Source organism: Congregibacter sp., assembly GCF_047617445.1.
Lineage (GTDB): Bacteria > Pseudomonadota > Gammaproteobacteria > Pseudomonadales > Halieaceae > Congregibacter.
Genome location: NZ_JBLGBE010000078.1, coordinates 1 through 15,508, shown reverse-complemented (window position 1 = coordinate 15,508; position 15,508 = coordinate 1). Strand labels below are relative to the sequence as shown.

The 15,508-nt window shown below is 55.7% G+C and carries 14 protein-coding genes and 1 pseudogene; 7 read left to right on the top strand and 8 right to left on the bottom strand.

The features are described 5' to 3' along the window. Positions 1-199, bottom strand: a pseudogene (locus ACI9KD_RS14380) (methylamine utilization protein MauE); the annotation flags it as partial. A 173-nt stretch (positions 200-372) separates the two neighbouring features. Between ACI9KD_RS14380 and ACI9KD_RS14375 the strand changes: the two are divergent. Further along, entirely contained in the window at positions 373-942 is a 570-nt protein-coding gene (locus ACI9KD_RS14375; RefSeq protein WP_414981866.1) for a phosphoribosyltransferase, read from the top strand. Here ACI9KD_RS14375 and ACI9KD_RS14370 read toward each other — a convergent pair. The 4 genes from ACI9KD_RS14370 to ACI9KD_RS14355 form a co-directional block, all read right to left on the bottom strand. Then, positions 917-2,230 (bottom strand): nucleobase:cation symporter-2 family protein, encoded by a 1,314-nt coding sequence (locus tag ACI9KD_RS14370; RefSeq protein WP_414981865.1) that lies wholly within the window; start codon positions 2,228-2,230, stop codon positions 917-919. The two genes, ACI9KD_RS14375 and ACI9KD_RS14370, sit on opposite strands and share 26 nt — an antisense overlap. A 2-nt stretch (positions 2,231-2,232) precedes the next feature. Beyond that, entirely contained in the window at positions 2,233-3,579 is a 1,347-nt protein-coding gene (locus ACI9KD_RS14365) for an amidohydrolase family protein (RefSeq protein WP_414981864.1), read from the bottom strand. 80 nt (positions 3,580-3,659) lie between these two features. After that, complete coding sequence (locus tag ACI9KD_RS14360) at positions 3,660-5,651, bottom strand: sodium-translocating pyrophosphatase (RefSeq protein ID WP_414981863.1); 1,992 nt, start codon at positions 5,649-5,651, stop codon at positions 3,660-3,662. 121 nt (positions 5,652-5,772) lie between these two features. Next, the gene (locus tag ACI9KD_RS14355; protein WP_414981862.1) at positions 5,773-6,711 is read right to left on the bottom strand and encodes a fatty acid desaturase family protein; all 939 of its coding nucleotides are present in this window, start codon (positions 6,709-6,711) and stop codon (positions 5,773-5,775) included. A gap of 98 nt (positions 6,712-6,809) precedes the next feature. On the opposite strand from ACI9KD_RS14355, the gene ACI9KD_RS14350 reads away from it, so the two are divergent. The 5 genes from ACI9KD_RS14350 to ACI9KD_RS14330 all read left to right on the top strand — a co-directional run bounded on the left by ACI9KD_RS14350 (position 6,810) and on the right by ACI9KD_RS14330 (position 11,892). After that, positions 6,810-7,610, top strand: a complete 801-nt coding sequence (locus ACI9KD_RS14350; RefSeq protein ID WP_414981861.1) for a PaaX — start codon at positions 6,810-6,812, stop codon at positions 7,608-7,610. Between the two features lie 18 nt (positions 7,611-7,628). Further along, complete coding sequence (gene yghU, locus ACI9KD_RS14345) at positions 7,629-8,471, top strand: glutathione-dependent disulfide-bond oxidoreductase (RefSeq protein WP_414981860.1); 843 nt, start codon at positions 7,629-7,631, stop codon at positions 8,469-8,471. Beyond that, on the top strand, positions 8,468-9,088 hold the full coding sequence (locus ACI9KD_RS14340) for an SRPBCC family protein (protein WP_414981859.1): 621 nt from the start codon (positions 8,468-8,470) through the stop codon (positions 9,086-9,088). The genes yghU and ACI9KD_RS14340 overlap by 4 nt, the downstream gene beginning before the upstream one ends. Before the next feature lie 73 nt (positions 9,089-9,161). Beyond that, complete coding sequence (locus tag ACI9KD_RS14335; protein ID WP_414981858.1) at positions 9,162-9,689, top strand: (2Fe-2S)-binding protein; 528 nt, start codon at positions 9,162-9,164, stop codon at positions 9,687-9,689. After that, positions 9,682-11,892, top strand: a complete 2,211-nt coding sequence (locus tag ACI9KD_RS14330; RefSeq protein ID WP_414981857.1) for a molybdopterin cofactor-binding domain-containing protein — start codon at positions 9,682-9,684, stop codon at positions 11,890-11,892. The genes ACI9KD_RS14335 and ACI9KD_RS14330 overlap by 8 nt, the downstream gene beginning before the upstream one ends. Positions 11,893-11,908: 16 nt before the next feature. Here the strand turns inward: ACI9KD_RS14330 and ACI9KD_RS14325 are convergent, their stop codons facing one another. Together ACI9KD_RS14325 and cysK are read right to left on the bottom strand one after the other, a co-directional pair. Then, complete coding sequence (locus ACI9KD_RS14325; RefSeq protein WP_414981856.1) at positions 11,909-12,610, bottom strand: SIMPL domain-containing protein; 702 nt, start codon at positions 12,608-12,610, stop codon at positions 11,909-11,911. 12 nt (positions 12,611-12,622) lie between these two features. Beyond that, complete coding sequence (gene cysK, locus ACI9KD_RS14320; RefSeq protein WP_414981855.1) at positions 12,623-13,693, bottom strand: cysteine synthase A; 1,071 nt, start codon at positions 13,691-13,693, stop codon at positions 12,623-12,625. A 132-nt stretch (positions 13,694-13,825) separates the two neighbouring features. Between cysK and ACI9KD_RS14315 the strand changes: the two genes are divergently transcribed. Continuing rightward, entirely contained in the window at positions 13,826-15,100 is a 1,275-nt protein-coding gene (locus ACI9KD_RS14315; RefSeq protein ID WP_414981854.1) for a tetratricopeptide repeat protein, read from the top strand. Between the two features lie 208 nt (positions 15,101-15,308). On the opposite strand, the gene ACI9KD_RS14310 is transcribed toward ACI9KD_RS14315, so the two are convergent. After that, positions 15,309-15,508, bottom strand: a 200-nt coding sequence (locus ACI9KD_RS14310) for a hypothetical protein (RefSeq protein ID WP_414981853.1), incomplete at its 5' end; no start/stop codon positions are given.

The following is a 15,508-nucleotide window of genomic DNA, read 5'->3' as shown; positions in this document are numbered from 1 at the left end:
AAAACATTGACAGGGTCAGCGTGCCCTGAACAGTGCCTTCATCGCCGTCTATAAGATAGGCGATTTCACTGCCGCGTACAGAAAACCAGTGATCGTTAGGCACACCCAGCGATAGAGAGTCCCCAATGATAGAGTCGTAAGACTGTGCCGCGATGCTTTGCGATACGCAAAGCAACGCAGCTGCCAGGTAGTGCTTCATGCTACCTCCCGGTGCAGGGAATAGCGGTCGATGGCTTGCGGAATAGTAGTTTTTTTACCTGGCGACCGCGCGAGGGTTGACTCGATCGTATACCAATGCTCCGCGATTAGGCAATCTGTTCTATGCTGATTCGATGCTTTAAATTGACCGAAGACCCGATTGAGAGAAAGACTATGTCTGAAAAAGTTTACCTAAGCGCGCAGGAGCTCCTCGAAGATTCATGTCGTTTAGGCGCGAAAGTGGTGGCTAGCGGTTTTAAGCCGACGATGATGATCGCTATCTGGCGCGGCGGGGCGCCCGTAGGTGTCGCGGTGCAGGAGATGCTCGCATACAGCGGTATTGAGGCTGATCACATTGCGATTCGCACCTCGTTGTACAAGCCGGAGATTGATGATCGATCCTCAGAAATCCGCATTCACGGAATGAACTACCTGATCAAGAAGCTGCGTAATGAGGATAGCTTGCTCATTGTTGATGATGTATTTGATACCGGTAGTACCATTGATGCGGTGATTCGATACATCGAGGAAAAAGCACGTCTAAATACGCCCAAAGATATTCGGGTGGCTGTTCCCTACTTCAAGCCCGCGCGCAACGTGACCAATCGTGTACCGGATTATTACCTTCACGAAACGGATCAGTGGCTAAAATACCCGCATTCCCTGGAGGGTCTGAGTGCCGCCGAAGTCGCCGAACAGCGCCCGGCGCTCTACGACATTATTCAGCCTTACCTGAACCGTTAAACAGTAGGTTTAAGGTCACTGCACTCACCGCGCCCAGGGTGATGGGGTTGTTGAGGATGTCCGCCACAGCTTTTGGCAATGCAGAAAAGTAGATCGGGTTAGCCACGACCAGCATCGCAGCACTGAGGCTGATACCAACCGTCAATACATTGCCTGTGTTTTCAAAATCGACGCGCCGCAGAGTCTGAATGCCTGTAGCAGCGATAGAGCCAAACAAGACGAGGCCGCAGCCGCCGAGCACCGGAGTCGGGATGTTGGCTGCAATTGCGGCGGCCTTGGGCGCGAGACTTAGCCCGATGAGCATCACGCCTGTAACCGCGATTACGTAGCGACTGCGCACCCCGGATACGCGAATAACGCCGATGTTTTGAGAGAAGGTGGTGAATGGAAAGGCGTTGAATAGGCCACCAATAATTGTTCCCAGACCTTCAGCACGCAGACCTGCGGCAAGTCGCCCCTCATCCACCTCTTGTTCGCAGACTTCACCAATAGCCAGATAGTCACCGGTGGACTCCACCATGGTCACCAGCATGGTGACGGTCATTGCCGCGCAGGCCGCGACGGTAAAGGTGGGCGGCCCAAAGGCAAAGGGCAGGGGGATGCTAACCCAGCTCGCACTCGATACACCGCTAAAGTCGGACATGCCCATGACTGCGCCGGCGACGCCTCCGGCAATTAGCCCCACAAGTATGGAAGTGCGGGCTAAAAAATCATGGCCGAAACGCATGACCAGTAACACCAGTAGCAATGTTCCCAAGCCTAAGCTGATTTCTTGAATACTCGTATCCTGCGCGCCAAACCCCCGTCCGCCGCTCAACCACATCACGGCGACGGGCATGAGGCTGACACCGATCACCGTAATAACCGTTCCAGTGACCAGTGGCGGGAAGAAACGCAGTAGCTTGCTCCAGGAACCTGCGAGGAGCAGGCATATGATGCCGCCAACGATTGTGCCTCCGAACATGGCGGTTAGGTCACCGTTGGCGCCGATGGCTATAAGGGGGGGGATGACCGCGACAGTCGTGCCCTGCACAACGGGTAAGCGCGTGCCGATCGGTAGCCCGGGGATGCCCAGGCACTGAATGAGTGTTGCGACACCGCTACCGAATAGTCCTGAGGCAAGCAGGAAGGTTGTTTGTTCCTGGGGCCAGCCCAGGGCGCTGGCAAGAACCAAAGGCGCAATTATGATGCTCGCGTAGGCGGCCAAGAGCTGCTGAAAACCCAGAGGTAGGGCCCAGCGCAGGGGCAGCCATTCGTCGACAGGATGCGTGCTGTGAGAATCCTGCATCGTCAGGCACGGCTTCGCTGACGCAAAGAAGCGGCGCGATCGCGCAGTTCTGCCAGCATGGCCCCCAGATCCAGACCCTGAAGAACACCGTTCTCGACAACGGCCTGACCGTTCACAATAGTGTGCACAACATCATCGGCTCTGCTGGAATACACCAACGCGGCCTGAGAATCATAGCGCGGCGCACAATGGGCGTTGTTCAGATCGACGACAATGATGTCCGCAAGTTGCCCGGGCGCGAGTGTGCCGGCCTCATCCAGATGCATGGCCTTTGCGGCTTCGCGAGTTCCCATTTCGAGCATGTCGGTCACCGTCAGTAATTCTGGATCAAGGTGGTGGTTTTTGTGGGTAATGGCGCCAAATTTCATTTCCTGAAACATATCCAGCGTGTTGTGACTGGCCGGTCCATCGGTCGCGAGTCCCACGGTAACGCCGGCTGCCATGAGTTTGCGTATGGGCATGATGCCCGAACAGAGTTTAGCGTTGCTGATGGGGCAGTGCGCGACTTTCACTTGATGTTCGGCCATGAGAGCGATGTCATCGTCAGTTAGCGTGGTGCAGTGTGCGGCGGTGAGGTTGGGAGCCAGCAGGCCTAAGCTGTGCAGCCAGGCCGTTGGTGTCATGTCGTGATTGTCGGCCACGAATTGATGTTCTTGTTGCCCTTCGGACAGATGCGTGTGAATTGTAAGCTCATACTCCTTGGCCACCTCAGCACAGCGGCGCCAAAGCTTGTCTGTACAGGAGTAGGTGGCGTGAGGGGACAGAGCGACGCGCAGGCGTCCGTCTAGGGTGTTGTGGTGGCGGCTCACAATATCACCGAAGCCGTCGAGTGCTCGATAAGACCAGTCGGCAAGCTCACCATATAAGCCGATATCCGCAAATCCATAACCTAGCGTGGCGCGCAGGGGGATGGTCTTCAGGGCGTCAATCTCTGGCGTCACGGAGTACGCATCGAAATGCTCGTTGAAACTCGTGATGCCTGCCAGCGCCATCTCTGCAAGCCCGGCGAGGCTGGCCAGACGCAGAGTCTCGTGATCAAAGTTTTGCTTGAGTCGCCACATGCTCTGCAACCACTCGAAGAGTTTGGCGTCTTCGTTGAGACCCCGCAGTAATACGTTCGACCCGACGTGCGTGTGGCAATTGCTAAAGCCCGGCATGACGACCTGGTCCGTGGCGTCGATAGTCTTGGTGGCGGTGTAAGGACCGATCTGCGATTCACTGCCCACGGCAACAATACGATTGCCAAACACGAGGACGGTGCCTGTCGGCACCGTTCCCGATTCACCTGTGCTTTGCCCAGTCATACAAAGCAGTTCGCCGCCGGTAATAGCGAGATCAGCCTCAATCATGGCGGCATGGTTCCTTTTACACGTGTTTCAAAAGCAATTGTTGCTACGACCGTTGCCGCAACAATTGCTATAAACAACCGTTACAACAATGGAGCTATTACCAAACTGACAATTGCCATTACATTGATCAGGATGTTCATGGCTGGGCCAGAGGTATCTTTGAACGGATCTCCCACCGTGTCACCCACTACGCAGGCAGAGTGCGTGGGTGATCCTTTGCCACCGTGATTGCCCTTTTCAACATACTTCTTGGCATTGTCCCAGGCGCCTCCGGCGTTAGCCATCATCAGTGCCATGAGCACGCAGCCTAGCAGCGCTCCTCCCAGCATGCCACCCAGTGATGCGGCTCCGAGTCCCATGCCAACGACCACAGGTGCTGATACGGCAATAGCTCCGGGAAGAATCATTCGCCGCAGCGCGGCGGTGGTCGCAATGTCCACGCAGCGAGCGGTGTCTGGCTCCGCAGTGCCTTCGAGCAGGCCGGGAATTTCGTGAAACTGCCTGCGGATTTCGTTAATCATATCGAAGGCAGCATCGCCCACAGCATTCATGGTGATCGAAGCGATAAGGAAGGGGATCGTACCTCCGATGAACATGCCCACTAAAACAGTAGGGTCAGAGAGTTCCAAAGAGAAGCCTGGATTATTCGCCTGCACTGTTTGCACAAAGGCCGCGATGATCGCTAACGCAGCCAGTGCCGCAGCCCCAATAGCAAAGCCCTTACCGATGGCTGCAGTGGTATTGCCAACCTCATCGAGACCATCAGTAATACGTCGGGTTTCTTCACCCATACCGGCCATCTCAGCGATGCCGCCAGCGTTGTCTGCCACAGGACCATAAGCATCAATTGCCATGGTGATACCCACGGTCGAAAGCATGCCTACCGCAGCAATCCCAACACCGTACAAGCCTGAGAGTTCTGTAGACACCCAGATGATGGCTGCTAAAAAAAGCACGGGCAGAACAACGGATTCCATACCTATGGCGAGACCACTAATCATCACCGTGGCAGGTCCTGTTTCGCCCGCTTTAGCGATTTTGCGCACCGGATGCGAGCCTGTGTAGTACTCGGTAATCAATCCGATGAAAATACCACCGACGGCGCCGGCCACGACTGACCACCAGATGTTCATGTCCAGTCCCATTTCCTGCATCATCAACCAGGCAATTCCGGCGAACACTGCGGGTGCGATTAGAGTGCCGGTACGCAGCGCAGCTTCAGGTGCGGCGCTGGCGCGGAGTCGTACGACCAAAATACCCAGCACAGATGCGAGTAAGCCGATACTTGCCAGTGCCAGTGGCAAGAACATCATCTCGGCCTGCTTATCGATGGCCATGGTAGATGCGATAGCGATGCAGGCGATCATGGCGCCGCAGTAGGATTCAAAAATATCTGAGCCCATGCCGGCGATATCCCCAACGTTATCCCCCACGTTGTCCGCAATAACTCCGGGGTTGCGGGGGTCATCTTCGGGAATGCCGGCTTCGATTTTTCCTACAAGGTCTGCTCCAACGTCGGCACTTTTTGTAAAAATGCCGCCGCCAACACGAGAGAACAAAGCGACGACCGATGCTCCCATGCCAAAGCCATGGATAGCATGGGTCGTTTCGGGGTCTCCACCGAAGTAATAGTAGAGGCTGCCAAGACCAATCAAGCCCAGAGAAGCGACGCAAAGCCCCATGATAGAGCCGCCGTAAAAGGCTACGGTTAAGGCCTGCGCCTCTCCGTGATTGTGTGCCGCTACGGCAGTGCGAACATTGGCTTTGGTGGCAGCGAACATGCCAAGAAGCCCGGCGGTAGCCGACGACACGGCGCCAGCGGTGAACGCGATAGCTGTGTCAGTGCCCAGGGGCGATACAAGAATGCCCAGTAGCAATACCGCGGAAAACATCGCGAGCATTTTGTACTCGCGCTTCATAAAGACCATAGCGCCGAGGTGAATTTGGTCGCCAATTTTCTTCACTTTCCCGTCGCCATGATTGTGACGGATCATGATGTGATAGATGACAAACGCAACGACAAGCCCTGCCGCGCCTAACATCGGGGGGTAGAGCATGTAATCAAATACCATGTGCGTACTCCTTCTTATTGTTGTGATGTCTTTTCAGTATAGAAAAGAAGAAGGAAAAGCCTAGGACTGATTACATCGTGAAGAATGCCTGTAGCTTACGAAGCTTTAGAGGGTGCAAGCTTTAGGCCGCGGCGGCCGCGCTGGGATGAATGTCGGGCACTACTCGCTTGATGACGTTCCAGTATCCATCCGCAACGGCATGGGGATACTCCGCGTAAAACCCTCGCGCACTGAGCGTGTTGTGCAGCGCGTTGAGTTGCCACAGCGGTACGCTGGGGAGCAGGTGATGTTCGATGTGGAAGTTGACCTTGTTGGGGCAAAGGATCAAGCGTTCCAGCCAGTTCGCTCGAGTCGTGCGCGTGTTACCGCGAGGATCGAGTTCGTACAGTGCAGGGACATTGCCATGTTCTGCGACTTGTCGAATACGGGCGACCAAGGGATAGCTTGTCAGGTAGGCCGCTACCCAGAGAAGGTAGAGCCAGGCAGCACCACTTAGCCAAAGGATACTGAGTAAGGCGGCGTTTGCGATGAGGCCCTGACGGAGGGCGCTACCGCCTTCGCCGCTGCGCATCATGATGCGATTCCCCGCCCCGCTGAGCAAACTCGTGACTTGCTTAACACCTGTTTGTCCACTGATGTCCCTGAGAAGTTTGCGTCGGAAACTCTGCGCAGCAATGGGGTACTTGCGATAATTGGGTAGATCGGGATCTTGATCTGTGCCGGCGAGCCGGTGATGCTCCCGGTGCGAGGCGCCATAGGCATCACAGTCGCCAAGCACGGGATATGCGCCAAGCCACTGTCCCAGAGTTTCATTGAGCCTCTGGGTTTTGAAGAGTGTCTTATGTCCGGCTTCATGCATTAATATTGACAGACCCAACTGGCGTCCACCGAGCAAGAGAATCGCGAGGACCACTGTTAGCGGGTTGGTCCAGAACGCAACCATGGCAAAGATCGCGACAATGCTCAGCCAGCTTTTAAGTATCAGCCAGGTACCCATGAGATCGCTGCGTCGGGTATAAGCCTGTATCTCTTCACGACTGAGGTAGTCTGCTGCTTTCATGCGAGTACTCTTTATTATCTATCTACTCAGACTAAAAAGTAACACAGAAATACACTATGCGTAATCTTTTGTTATGTTTTCGATGCTAAGCTCCATGGATGTTTGAATCGAAAACCCATGCGGCGCCGACCCCAAAGCGTCTGGTGCTCTCTTTACTGAGCTCTCCTGATCTTCAGGAAATCAGTGCGCGGGAATACGCTCAGTGGGGACTGCTCTTTGGTATTGATCCCACCTCTATGCGCGTGGCACTGGGACGATTGGTGAAAGCCGGTTTTCTGCGAAGTGTTGCCCGAGGGCGTTATGCCATCGGTGAGCGAGGCAAAGTGCTCAGCGAGACGGCTCGGGGCTGGGTCTCAAGGGAACAACGTATTGGCCCCTGGGACGGACAGTGGTTGCTCGTTCACACCGCGCACCTGGGGCGACGCGACAAGACTGCTTTGACAACCAGAGAGCGCGCGCTGGCGCTGGTGGGCTTTGCCACACTCAGTTCGGGCCTTTGGTGCAGACCCGCTAATTACCTGGAAACACCTGCTCAAACGCGATCACGTCTTGTGGAGCTGGGCCTCGAGAGCAGAGCGATCCTTGTTCGCGGCGATTCGCTTTTGGGGGAGTCTCTCTCTTTAGAGGAACTTTGGCCTAGGCATGATCTCGAATCACGGTATCGAGCACTCACCAACGCCATGCAGGAAAGCATGCAGCGAGGCTCCGCTCAGCATAGCGACACCCTTGCGCGGGAGACGTTTTTGCTAGGCGAAGCGGTGATTCGACAGATCAATAGCGACCCGCTGTTGCCCGGTTCCATGATCGACGTGAATGCTCGACGAAAAATGCATGAAACGATGGTAGCGTATGACTCTTTCGGCCGCGGCGCCTGGGCCCGTTTTCAGGTCAACTTCTAATAAAGGAATTTCTACTCAATGAGCGATGCACAATACGAACCACCCAAGATTTGGACTTGGGATACCGAAAGCGGCGGCAAGTTTGCCAGCATTAATCGACCCATAGCTGGTGCGACCCACGAGAAAGAGCTTCCGGTTGGCGAGCATCCTTTTCAGTTGTACTCACTGGCTACGCCCAATGGGGTGAAAGTCACCGTGATGTTCGAAGAGCTCCTGCATCTGGGCATCTCCGAGGCGGAATACGATGCCTGGCTGGTCAATATTCAGGAGGGCGCTCAGTTTTCTAGCGGCTTTGTGGATATCAACCCCAACTCCAAAATTCCCGCAATGGTGGATCGTAGCGGCGATACGCCGGTGAGACTTTTTGAGAGCGGCGCGATGTTGATGTATCTCGCCGAGAAGTTTGGCGCGTTTCTCCCCAAGGATCTTGCTTCGCGGGGAGAGTGCTATTCGTGGTTAATGTGGCAGATGGGTAGCGCACCGTTTCTGGGCGGTGGCTTTGGTCATTTTTATGCCTATGCGCCAGAAAAGTTCGAGTACCCCATCAATCGCTATGCCATGGAGGTGAAGCGTCAGTTGGATGTATTGGATCGCAATCTTGCAGACCGCAGGTTCCTGTGTGGCGATGAGTACACCATCGCGGACATCGCTACCTTCCCCTGGTACGGCGCGCTAGTGATGGGCAAACTCTATGAGGCCGGAGAGTTCTTAGACGTGACTTCGTACACCCATGTTTTACGCTGGGCGCAAGAGATTTTTGAGCGCCCCGGGGTTGTGCGTGGACGCTGTGTCAATCGGGCTTGGGGTCCGGAGGAAGATCAGGTGCTGGAGCGTCATAGCGCAGCCGATCTAAAGCGATGAGGAACCTCGTTGCCCACGTCTGCCGTATGGCGGCCCTGCTGCTTACTATCACTTGGGCAGGCTTTGCGACGTCCAGTGAATGGGAGACTCAGTTTGATGAGGGCGGGGTGCGCGTGGAAACGCGCGATGTCGCTGGTTCTGATTACAAGGCTTTTCGTGCCCAGGCGCTGATTGCGGCGACTCCCGATGAAGTGCTGGCGCGACTTCAGGATGTTGAGCGCTACCCCGATTGGTTTCCCGATACCCTGGAAGCCCGACGATTGGAGCTTGGGGGTGACCGTTGGGCGAACTACGTTCGCACGGATGCACCGTGGCCATTAAAGGACCGTGATGCCGTTTATACCCAAAAGCTCACGCGGACTGTACAGGGCATTCAAATCACCGTGGGTGTGGCCCCCGATACCGTGCCGGAGTCCAAGGATGCGGTACGCATTCGCGCCGCTGCTGGCCTCTGGGAGCTGGTCGCAGCTGATGGCGGTACAGCTTTGCACTGGGAGTTTCATGTGGAGCCGGGAGGCAATATCCCCAGCGGGCTCGCTAACGCCAGAGTTATAGAGACTCCCAAGCGCGCATTGCAATCACTCAAGAACTATTTTGCGAACAACACTGAGCTGTGATGCTTGATGGGCATTCGTTTGAATTGAATAAGGCAAGACAACATCGAAGCTGATTCGGAGAGAGAGGCACACAATGATCAGTCTGCGAATAAATGGCGAGCAACGGGAGCTGGACGTCGATCCGCAGATGCCCTTGCTTTGGGCCATCCGAGAGAATCTGGCCATGACCGGCACCAAATTTGGCTGCGGCATTGCCCAGTGTGGTGCCTGTACCGTGCATCTGAACGGCAAGGCGATTCGCAGTTGCGTAACGCCGGTAGCAGCCGCCGCAAACGGAGAGGTCACAACCATTGAAGGCCTGGCGGATCTGGCTCCCGGAGAAGGTTTGCACCCCCTTCAGGAAGCGTGGATAGAAAAGCAGGTCCCTCAATGTGGCTATTGTCAGTCAGGGCAACTAATGAGTGCCGCTGCCCTTTTAGACAGTAATCCGAACCCCGATGACGCAGCTATTGATGCGGCGATGTCCGGTAATGTCTGTCGCTGTGGCATGTACCCCCGCATTCGAAGTGCCGTGAAGCTTGCGGCAGCGCAAACAGCTTCGGCGGTGCAGACCTTCGATCCAACGCTAGCAGTAGATCATGAGGGCGCGAGTCATGGGTAAATGGACGAGACGCGCATTTATCACCACGGGGATTTTAGCCGGCGGTGCTCTGGCGGTAGGCGTGGCCATACGACCCGGTCATAGAGCGCCGAAGGTTGCTGGGCAAGTAACCGATGATGGCGAAGTACTGGTGAGTATGTGGGTCAAAATTGACCCTTCGAACAAAGTCACGCTCATTGCGGCACATAGTGAAATGGGGCAGGGCGCGCATACTGCGCTGACCCAAATGCTTGCCGATGAATTGGATGCGAGCTGGGAAGACATGGAGTTTATGGAAGCTCCTGCAATTGATGAGTATGCCAACTGGGCGCTGGGTAAGGGCTTTCTCCTGGGCGATGCCGATATACCGGCGGCTTTGGTGCCTACTATTGATGGCGCCATATTGCAGGTCGCCAAAGCGATGAAGATGCAGATTACTGGTGGCAGTACGTCCATCCGCGCGACGGGTGTTGCTGGTGTTCGTGTTGCCGGAGCCGCAGCCAGAGAGTTACTGCTTCAGGCAGCGAGTGACGCCTGGGGTGTCCCGGTCTCGCAGCTAGACGCGAAAGACACGCATATTATTGACCGCAATAGTGATAAGCGCGCTCCGTTTGCCGAATTCGCGCTGGCCGCTTCTCAGACGGCACCCTCGGCGACGCCCACACTTAAAACGCCGGATCAATTTCGGGTTATGGGCAAGAGCACACCGCGCCTGGACATACCCGCAAAAGTAGATGGCAGCGCCGTGTTCGGTATCGACGCACAGGTAGAAGGCATGAAGTACGCGGCGATCCTTGCAGCGCCGGTGTTTGGTGCCCAGTTGGTGTCTGTTGATAGTGCGAAGGCGCAGGCCATGCCCGGCGTAGCGCAGATTGTGTCTCTTGAAGATGCCGTTGCAGTGGTGGCTGACGGTTACTGGCATGCCAGTGAGGCGCTCAAAACACTGAAGCCGCGTTGGTCAGAAACCGACAACGATCTAACTAGCAGCGAGTCCTTGTTCAGGCAGTTTGATCAAAGTCTGGCTCACGGTATGGATGGCGGTAGCAGTAAGGCCGATGTAGATAAAGGCGATGTGCCCGCGGCTTTGGCCAGCGCCGCCGCAACCTTAGATGCCATCTATCGCGTGCCTTATTTGGCCCATGCCTGTATGGAGCCCATGAATGCCACTGCTTTGGTCACCGATGAGAGCTGCCAGGTTTGGATCGGCACTCAGAATCCTTTGGGTTTTCGCTATGAAGTTGCCGATGCCATGGATATGGATGTTGAGCAGGTTCAGATACACCAGCATTACATGGGGGGCGGTTTTGGTCGTCGCTCAATGTCGGACTCTGCGATACAGGCGGCGAAAATCGCTCGGGCTGTGGGAGCGCCCGTGAAGTTGATTTGGTCCCGGGAAGAAGATGTTCGGCATGATCATTATCGTCCTGCGGTGGCGTCGCGGTTTAGGGTTGCACTGGATGCGGGCGGTCAGATCACAGCCTGGGAGAATGTTTATCACGAGAAACATGAGCCTGCAGAAGCCCCGACAATTCCCTATGCTGTGAGCGCTCAAAAGATCCACTCGGTAGACAGTCCCACGCACGTGCCTTTTGGTGCTTGGCGGAGTGTTGATCACTCGCAGCATGGCTTTTTTACCGAGGCTTTTTTTGATGAGGTCGCTGTAGCAGCAGGCAAGGATCCCTACGAATATCGCATGTCCCTCCTCGCAGATAAGCCGCGACACCAGAACGTACTGCGTACCGCTGCCGAGCGCGCGGGCTGGGGAGAAGACCTGCCTCAGGGTATGGGTCGTGGCATTTCCTTACAGGAGTCCTTTGGTTCCCTGGTTGCTCAGGTTGTAGATGTCAGCGTGCGCGACGGTAAGGTGAGCGTCGATCGTGTAGTGCTTGCCGTAGATGCAGGCTTTGCTGTGTCGCCCGACGGTCTTACGGCGCAGATGGAATCTGGTGTGAGTTTCGGTTTGACGGCGGCGCTCTATGGCGAGATTACGATTGAGAATGGTGCGGTTCAGCAAAGTAATTTTCACGATTACCCCATGGGTCGCATGAAGGATTCTCCGGTGATTGAGACGCATATCATTAACAGTGGAGAGGCCTGGGGCGGCGCGGGTGAACCGGGTACGCCGGGTATTGCACCGGCATTGGTCAATGCGGTGTTTGATGCCACGGGTTTACGGGTTCGCGAACTCCCATTGTCAAAGCATGACTTTAGTGATTTTGGCTGATCGTTTGCTGACTCAGCTACTTAAGGTAATACACAAAGGTGCTCACTACGCGCAGTCGCTTCTCTCTGCTTGAGGCGCTGTCGTAGGGGTTGCCGCCGGTGCCACTGATTTGAATGATGCCCTGGTTGGCGCTTTTGAGGTCTCCAAGGCTGGCGTTGGATTCGCTGGCAAACTTGACGGCCTGTGCTCGCGCATTTTCGGTGGCCGCTTTGAGTAACGGCCCTTTGGCATCATTGAATGCCCGCAGGGCATAGCTCGGCCCCGTGCCCAAATCCAGCTGCACACCGGCCGCGATAAGAGGGTCTGTCGCCAATGCTGCGGCTGATACCGCGGCAACCCGCTCACTATTAACGATGACGACTGCGGACCCGCTATAGCGAGTTGGGCTGTTTGAAGATGCATACTCGCGGGAGTAGGCATCCGTGACGACTAGGGGGCGTATCTCCATCTCTGAGCCGGTAAAGCCTAGGCCGTGAAGAAAGCCCACCAATTTGTCCCGATCAGCCGCGAGCGATTGTTGCACGGATAAAAAACTATCGCCCGCCCGGCGCACGGTGAGAGGCCAGGTGACGTAGTCACTGTCCACGCTCTGCTCGGCCAGTCCTTTGATGACGATGCTTCGATCAGCCATGCGAAAGCGTTCAAGGCCGTTACCAATAAAAGCGCCACTGGTGACCAGCCCCAAGGCAATGATGACCGCCAGGAAAGTGTTGTGCACAGTTAGCGACCCCTAGCTGATCTGGTGTCCGGGCGTTGACTGCGAAAGGGCGATTTCTTCGTCTGTCATGATCTCTGCAACGCCATCGAATAAAGGCGTCGACAGATAACGCTCACCGGTATCCGGTAGCATCACCAGAATCACCGAGCCTTCCGGCGCGGTCTCGGCGACTTGTATGGCAATGGCCAGAGTAGCGCCGCCGGATACGCCGGTAAAAATTCCTTCCTCTGCGGCGAGGCGTCGGGACCAGGCCATGCCATCAGCGCCGACGACGGGCAAAAGTTCATCGTAGAAACCTTTGTCCAGCGTTTCTTGCAACACCAGGGGGATAAAGTCCGGCGTCCAGCCTTGAATAGGATGGGGCTCGAAGGCCGGGTGACTGACCGTGGGCGAGCCTTGTTCATCGCGCTCCTGCGCGTGGCCAGAGGCTACGATGGCCGCATTCGCCGGTTCGGTAAGAATGATTTTGACCTCCGGGCGTGCCGCTCGAAGCACTCGAGCAACCCCCGTGACCGTGCCCCCCGTACCGTAACCGGTCACCCAGTAATCCAGTCGCTCGCCATCAAAGTCCGCGACGATTTCCTGACCCGTGGTGTTTTCGTGGATGTCGGCGTTATCGGCGGTCTCAAACTGTCTTGCGAAGAACCAGCCATTGGCCTCTGCCAGTTCTTTCGCCTTGTTATACATGCCCAGACCCTTGTGCTCTTTGGGCGTCAAGACGACCTGCGCGCCCAAAAAGCGCATCAGTTTTCGGCGCTCCACAGAGAAGCTCTCCGCCATGGTGATCACTAAGGGGTAGCCTTTGGCCGCGCAAACCATGGCAAGCCCGATACCGGTGTTTCCGGAGGTCGCCTCTACGATCGTTTGACCTGGTGCGAGTCGCCCCTCGCGCTCCGCGGCCTCAATAATATTCAACGCCAGACGATCCTTCACGGAACCACCGGGGTTAAAGGCTTCGGCCTTGACGTATATCTGCACGTGTTTTGGCGCGATTCGGTTGAGACGAATACAGGGCGTGTCCCCGATCGTATCCAGAATGTTGTCATAAAGGCGGCCGCGGCCCTGAGTTTTTCTTATATCCATCGAGAATCTCTCCCTGAGGCTGTAAGCTCTAGTTTGTTAGTAATCACCCACCCCTTGCGAGTGGGGAGCGTGTTGCCAAAAAACTAAGCGCAAGATCGTTGTCCTATAGCTTACAACAAAGAGAACAACAAGTTGCCTGAGAATCGTCGTCTACGCGCAGTGCTATTGTCGTCGTTAACGTCATCGTTATTGTCGCTGCTGTTATTTGTGACTGTGTCTGCGCAAGCCCATTTACCCGAGTATTTCGGTCGCAAGTATGTGCTGGTGAGCGTTGAGTCAACGCCAGCTCCTGTTGCCTGTGAGGGCAATCGACAGCTGATGCGTGGAGAAGCGAATAGTTTGCGGGACGAACTCGATAGTGCGCTTTTGGATTCAGGCGCTTACAACCCGAAGCTAGCCGATCCTATTGGCGAACTTGGGAAGCTTTATTCCTCGCTCTGTAATCACCCCGCCTCTTTGGATGCGTATCGCAAAGCCCTGCAGATTGTCCGGGTCAACGATGGTCTTATGACTCCCGCCCAGATCCCTTATCTAAAAGCCCTGGCGGATAGTTACCAGGCCATTGGGGATTTTGAATCGGCCCAGCAAAGCATGCGCTCCGTGTTTCGTATTCACGATATGGGGCAGGGTGAACTGGATGCTGCTGCCCTACGCGACAGTCTGGCGTACTTCTCCCGTGCCCGTGCCATTTTTATCGATCCTCGCTCCCGCGGTAAAATGAATCTCTTCTTTGAGGCTTATAACGACAACGAGCATATGCTTGAGACACAGCTGCAGCGCGATGATCTCAACTACGCAGCGCGGGAGGCCTTATCGCTCAGCCATCTGCGAAATCTCTATTTGCTTCTGGGGACTGACTTTGTCCTGATGTCGGGAATCTCCGGAGATGCCACCAATCCGGCGGTTGATTTCATGCAGCGTAGCCAGATGCTCACCTACGGCAAAGGTCGAAAGCTACTCGAGGAACTCATAGAGTCCTCGGAGAGTCAGCCCGCGGCAACCCGCGCTCTGTTGTATTTCCGTCTGGGAAACTGGCAGCAGTGGAACGCCAAGTGGGGGCAGGCTTGCGATACCTATGCGCTTGCCTGGGATCTCACAGGAGAAGAAGACGGTGCGGCACTTCGAAAGCAGATGTCCCTTGCTGCCGAGCTTCCTGAGGACTCAGCGCTGTGGACTTCTTTGATCGACGCGGGCATCCCTGTAAAGGTTGTAATTAACGCAGATTTTCGTGTTTCGGCACGAGGCGATATTTCGCGAGTTGATGCGACTGTTGAGGACGACGGGAGTAGTGGGCTCGCGGGCAGGGTCGGACGGTGGTTGCGAGACTCCCATGCACGTCCCGCAATCATTGACGGGGCCTGCGTTGAAAGCGAGCTTCGTGGGCGGCGCTATCGTTTGCTCGATTAGCGCCGTTAAAAACGACTAGGGACGAACTTTCTTTGTGCCTTTGGGTCATTTTGCTTTGAAGAGTTCCGGATTCAGACGAAGGTTACGCGCTATATCTGTGTAGTTAACCGTCGTGGTCACACGCTTTGCCGTGGCCCCGAACTCCTGACGGCGGGCATCCAGGACGCCTGATCAATCCAAAGCCGTATTTTTCCCGCGATTGCGCGGCCTAAGTCGCGCTTTGGGGTGAGTTCCAAGACCCGGGTGCGAGTGCCGTCAACAAGTAGCGATCCTTTAGATCTCGGCCCGAGATGGTAAAGCCGAGTCCGAAGAGTGGTTCGAGGCGATTTTCACCCCATTGGTCGTAACGCATGTCCCCATTCTCGCGAATAAAGCCATTCCCTGAATGCTCCTTGAGAACATTGCCTT

Bases quoted from the DNA above. Each gene is read 5' to 3' on its own strand.
- ACI9KD_RS14355 (WP_414981862.1), bottom strand. From the start codon at position 6,711: ATGAAAGCAGCAGACTACCTCAGTCGTGAAGAGATACAGGCTTATACC.
- ACI9KD_RS14335 (WP_414981858.1), top strand. From the start codon at position 9,162: ATGATCAGTCTGCGAATAAATGGCGAGCAACGGGAGCTGGACGTCGAT.
- ACI9KD_RS14340 (WP_414981859.1), top strand. From the start codon at position 8,468: ATGAGGAACCTCGTTGCCCACGTCTGCCGTATGGCGGCCCTGCTGCTT.
- ACI9KD_RS14350 (WP_414981861.1), top strand. From the start codon at position 6,810: ATGTTTGAATCGAAAACCCATGCGGCGCCGACCCCAAAGCGTCTGGTG.
- yghU (WP_414981860.1), top strand. From the start codon at position 7,629: ATGAGCGATGCACAATACGAACCACCCAAGATTTGGACTTGGGATACC.
- ACI9KD_RS14370 (WP_414981865.1), bottom strand. From the start codon at position 2,230: ATGCAGGATTCTCACAGCACGCATCCTGTCGACGAATGGCTGCCCCTG.
- cysK (WP_414981855.1), bottom strand. From the start codon at position 13,693: ATGGATATAAGAAAAACTCAGGGCCGCGGCCGCCTTTATGACAACATT.
- ACI9KD_RS14375 (WP_414981866.1), top strand. From the start codon at position 373: ATGTCTGAAAAAGTTTACCTAAGCGCGCAGGAGCTCCTCGAAGATTCA.
- ACI9KD_RS14330 (WP_414981857.1), top strand. From the start codon at position 9,682: ATGGGTAAATGGACGAGACGCGCATTTATCACCACGGGGATTTTAGCC.
- ACI9KD_RS14360 (WP_414981863.1), bottom strand. From the start codon at position 5,651: ATGGTATTTGATTACATGCTCTACCCCCCGATGTTAGGCGCGGCAGGG.
- ACI9KD_RS14365 (WP_414981864.1), bottom strand. From the start codon at position 3,579: ATGATTGAGGCTGATCTCGCTATTACCGGCGGCGAACTGCTTTGTATG.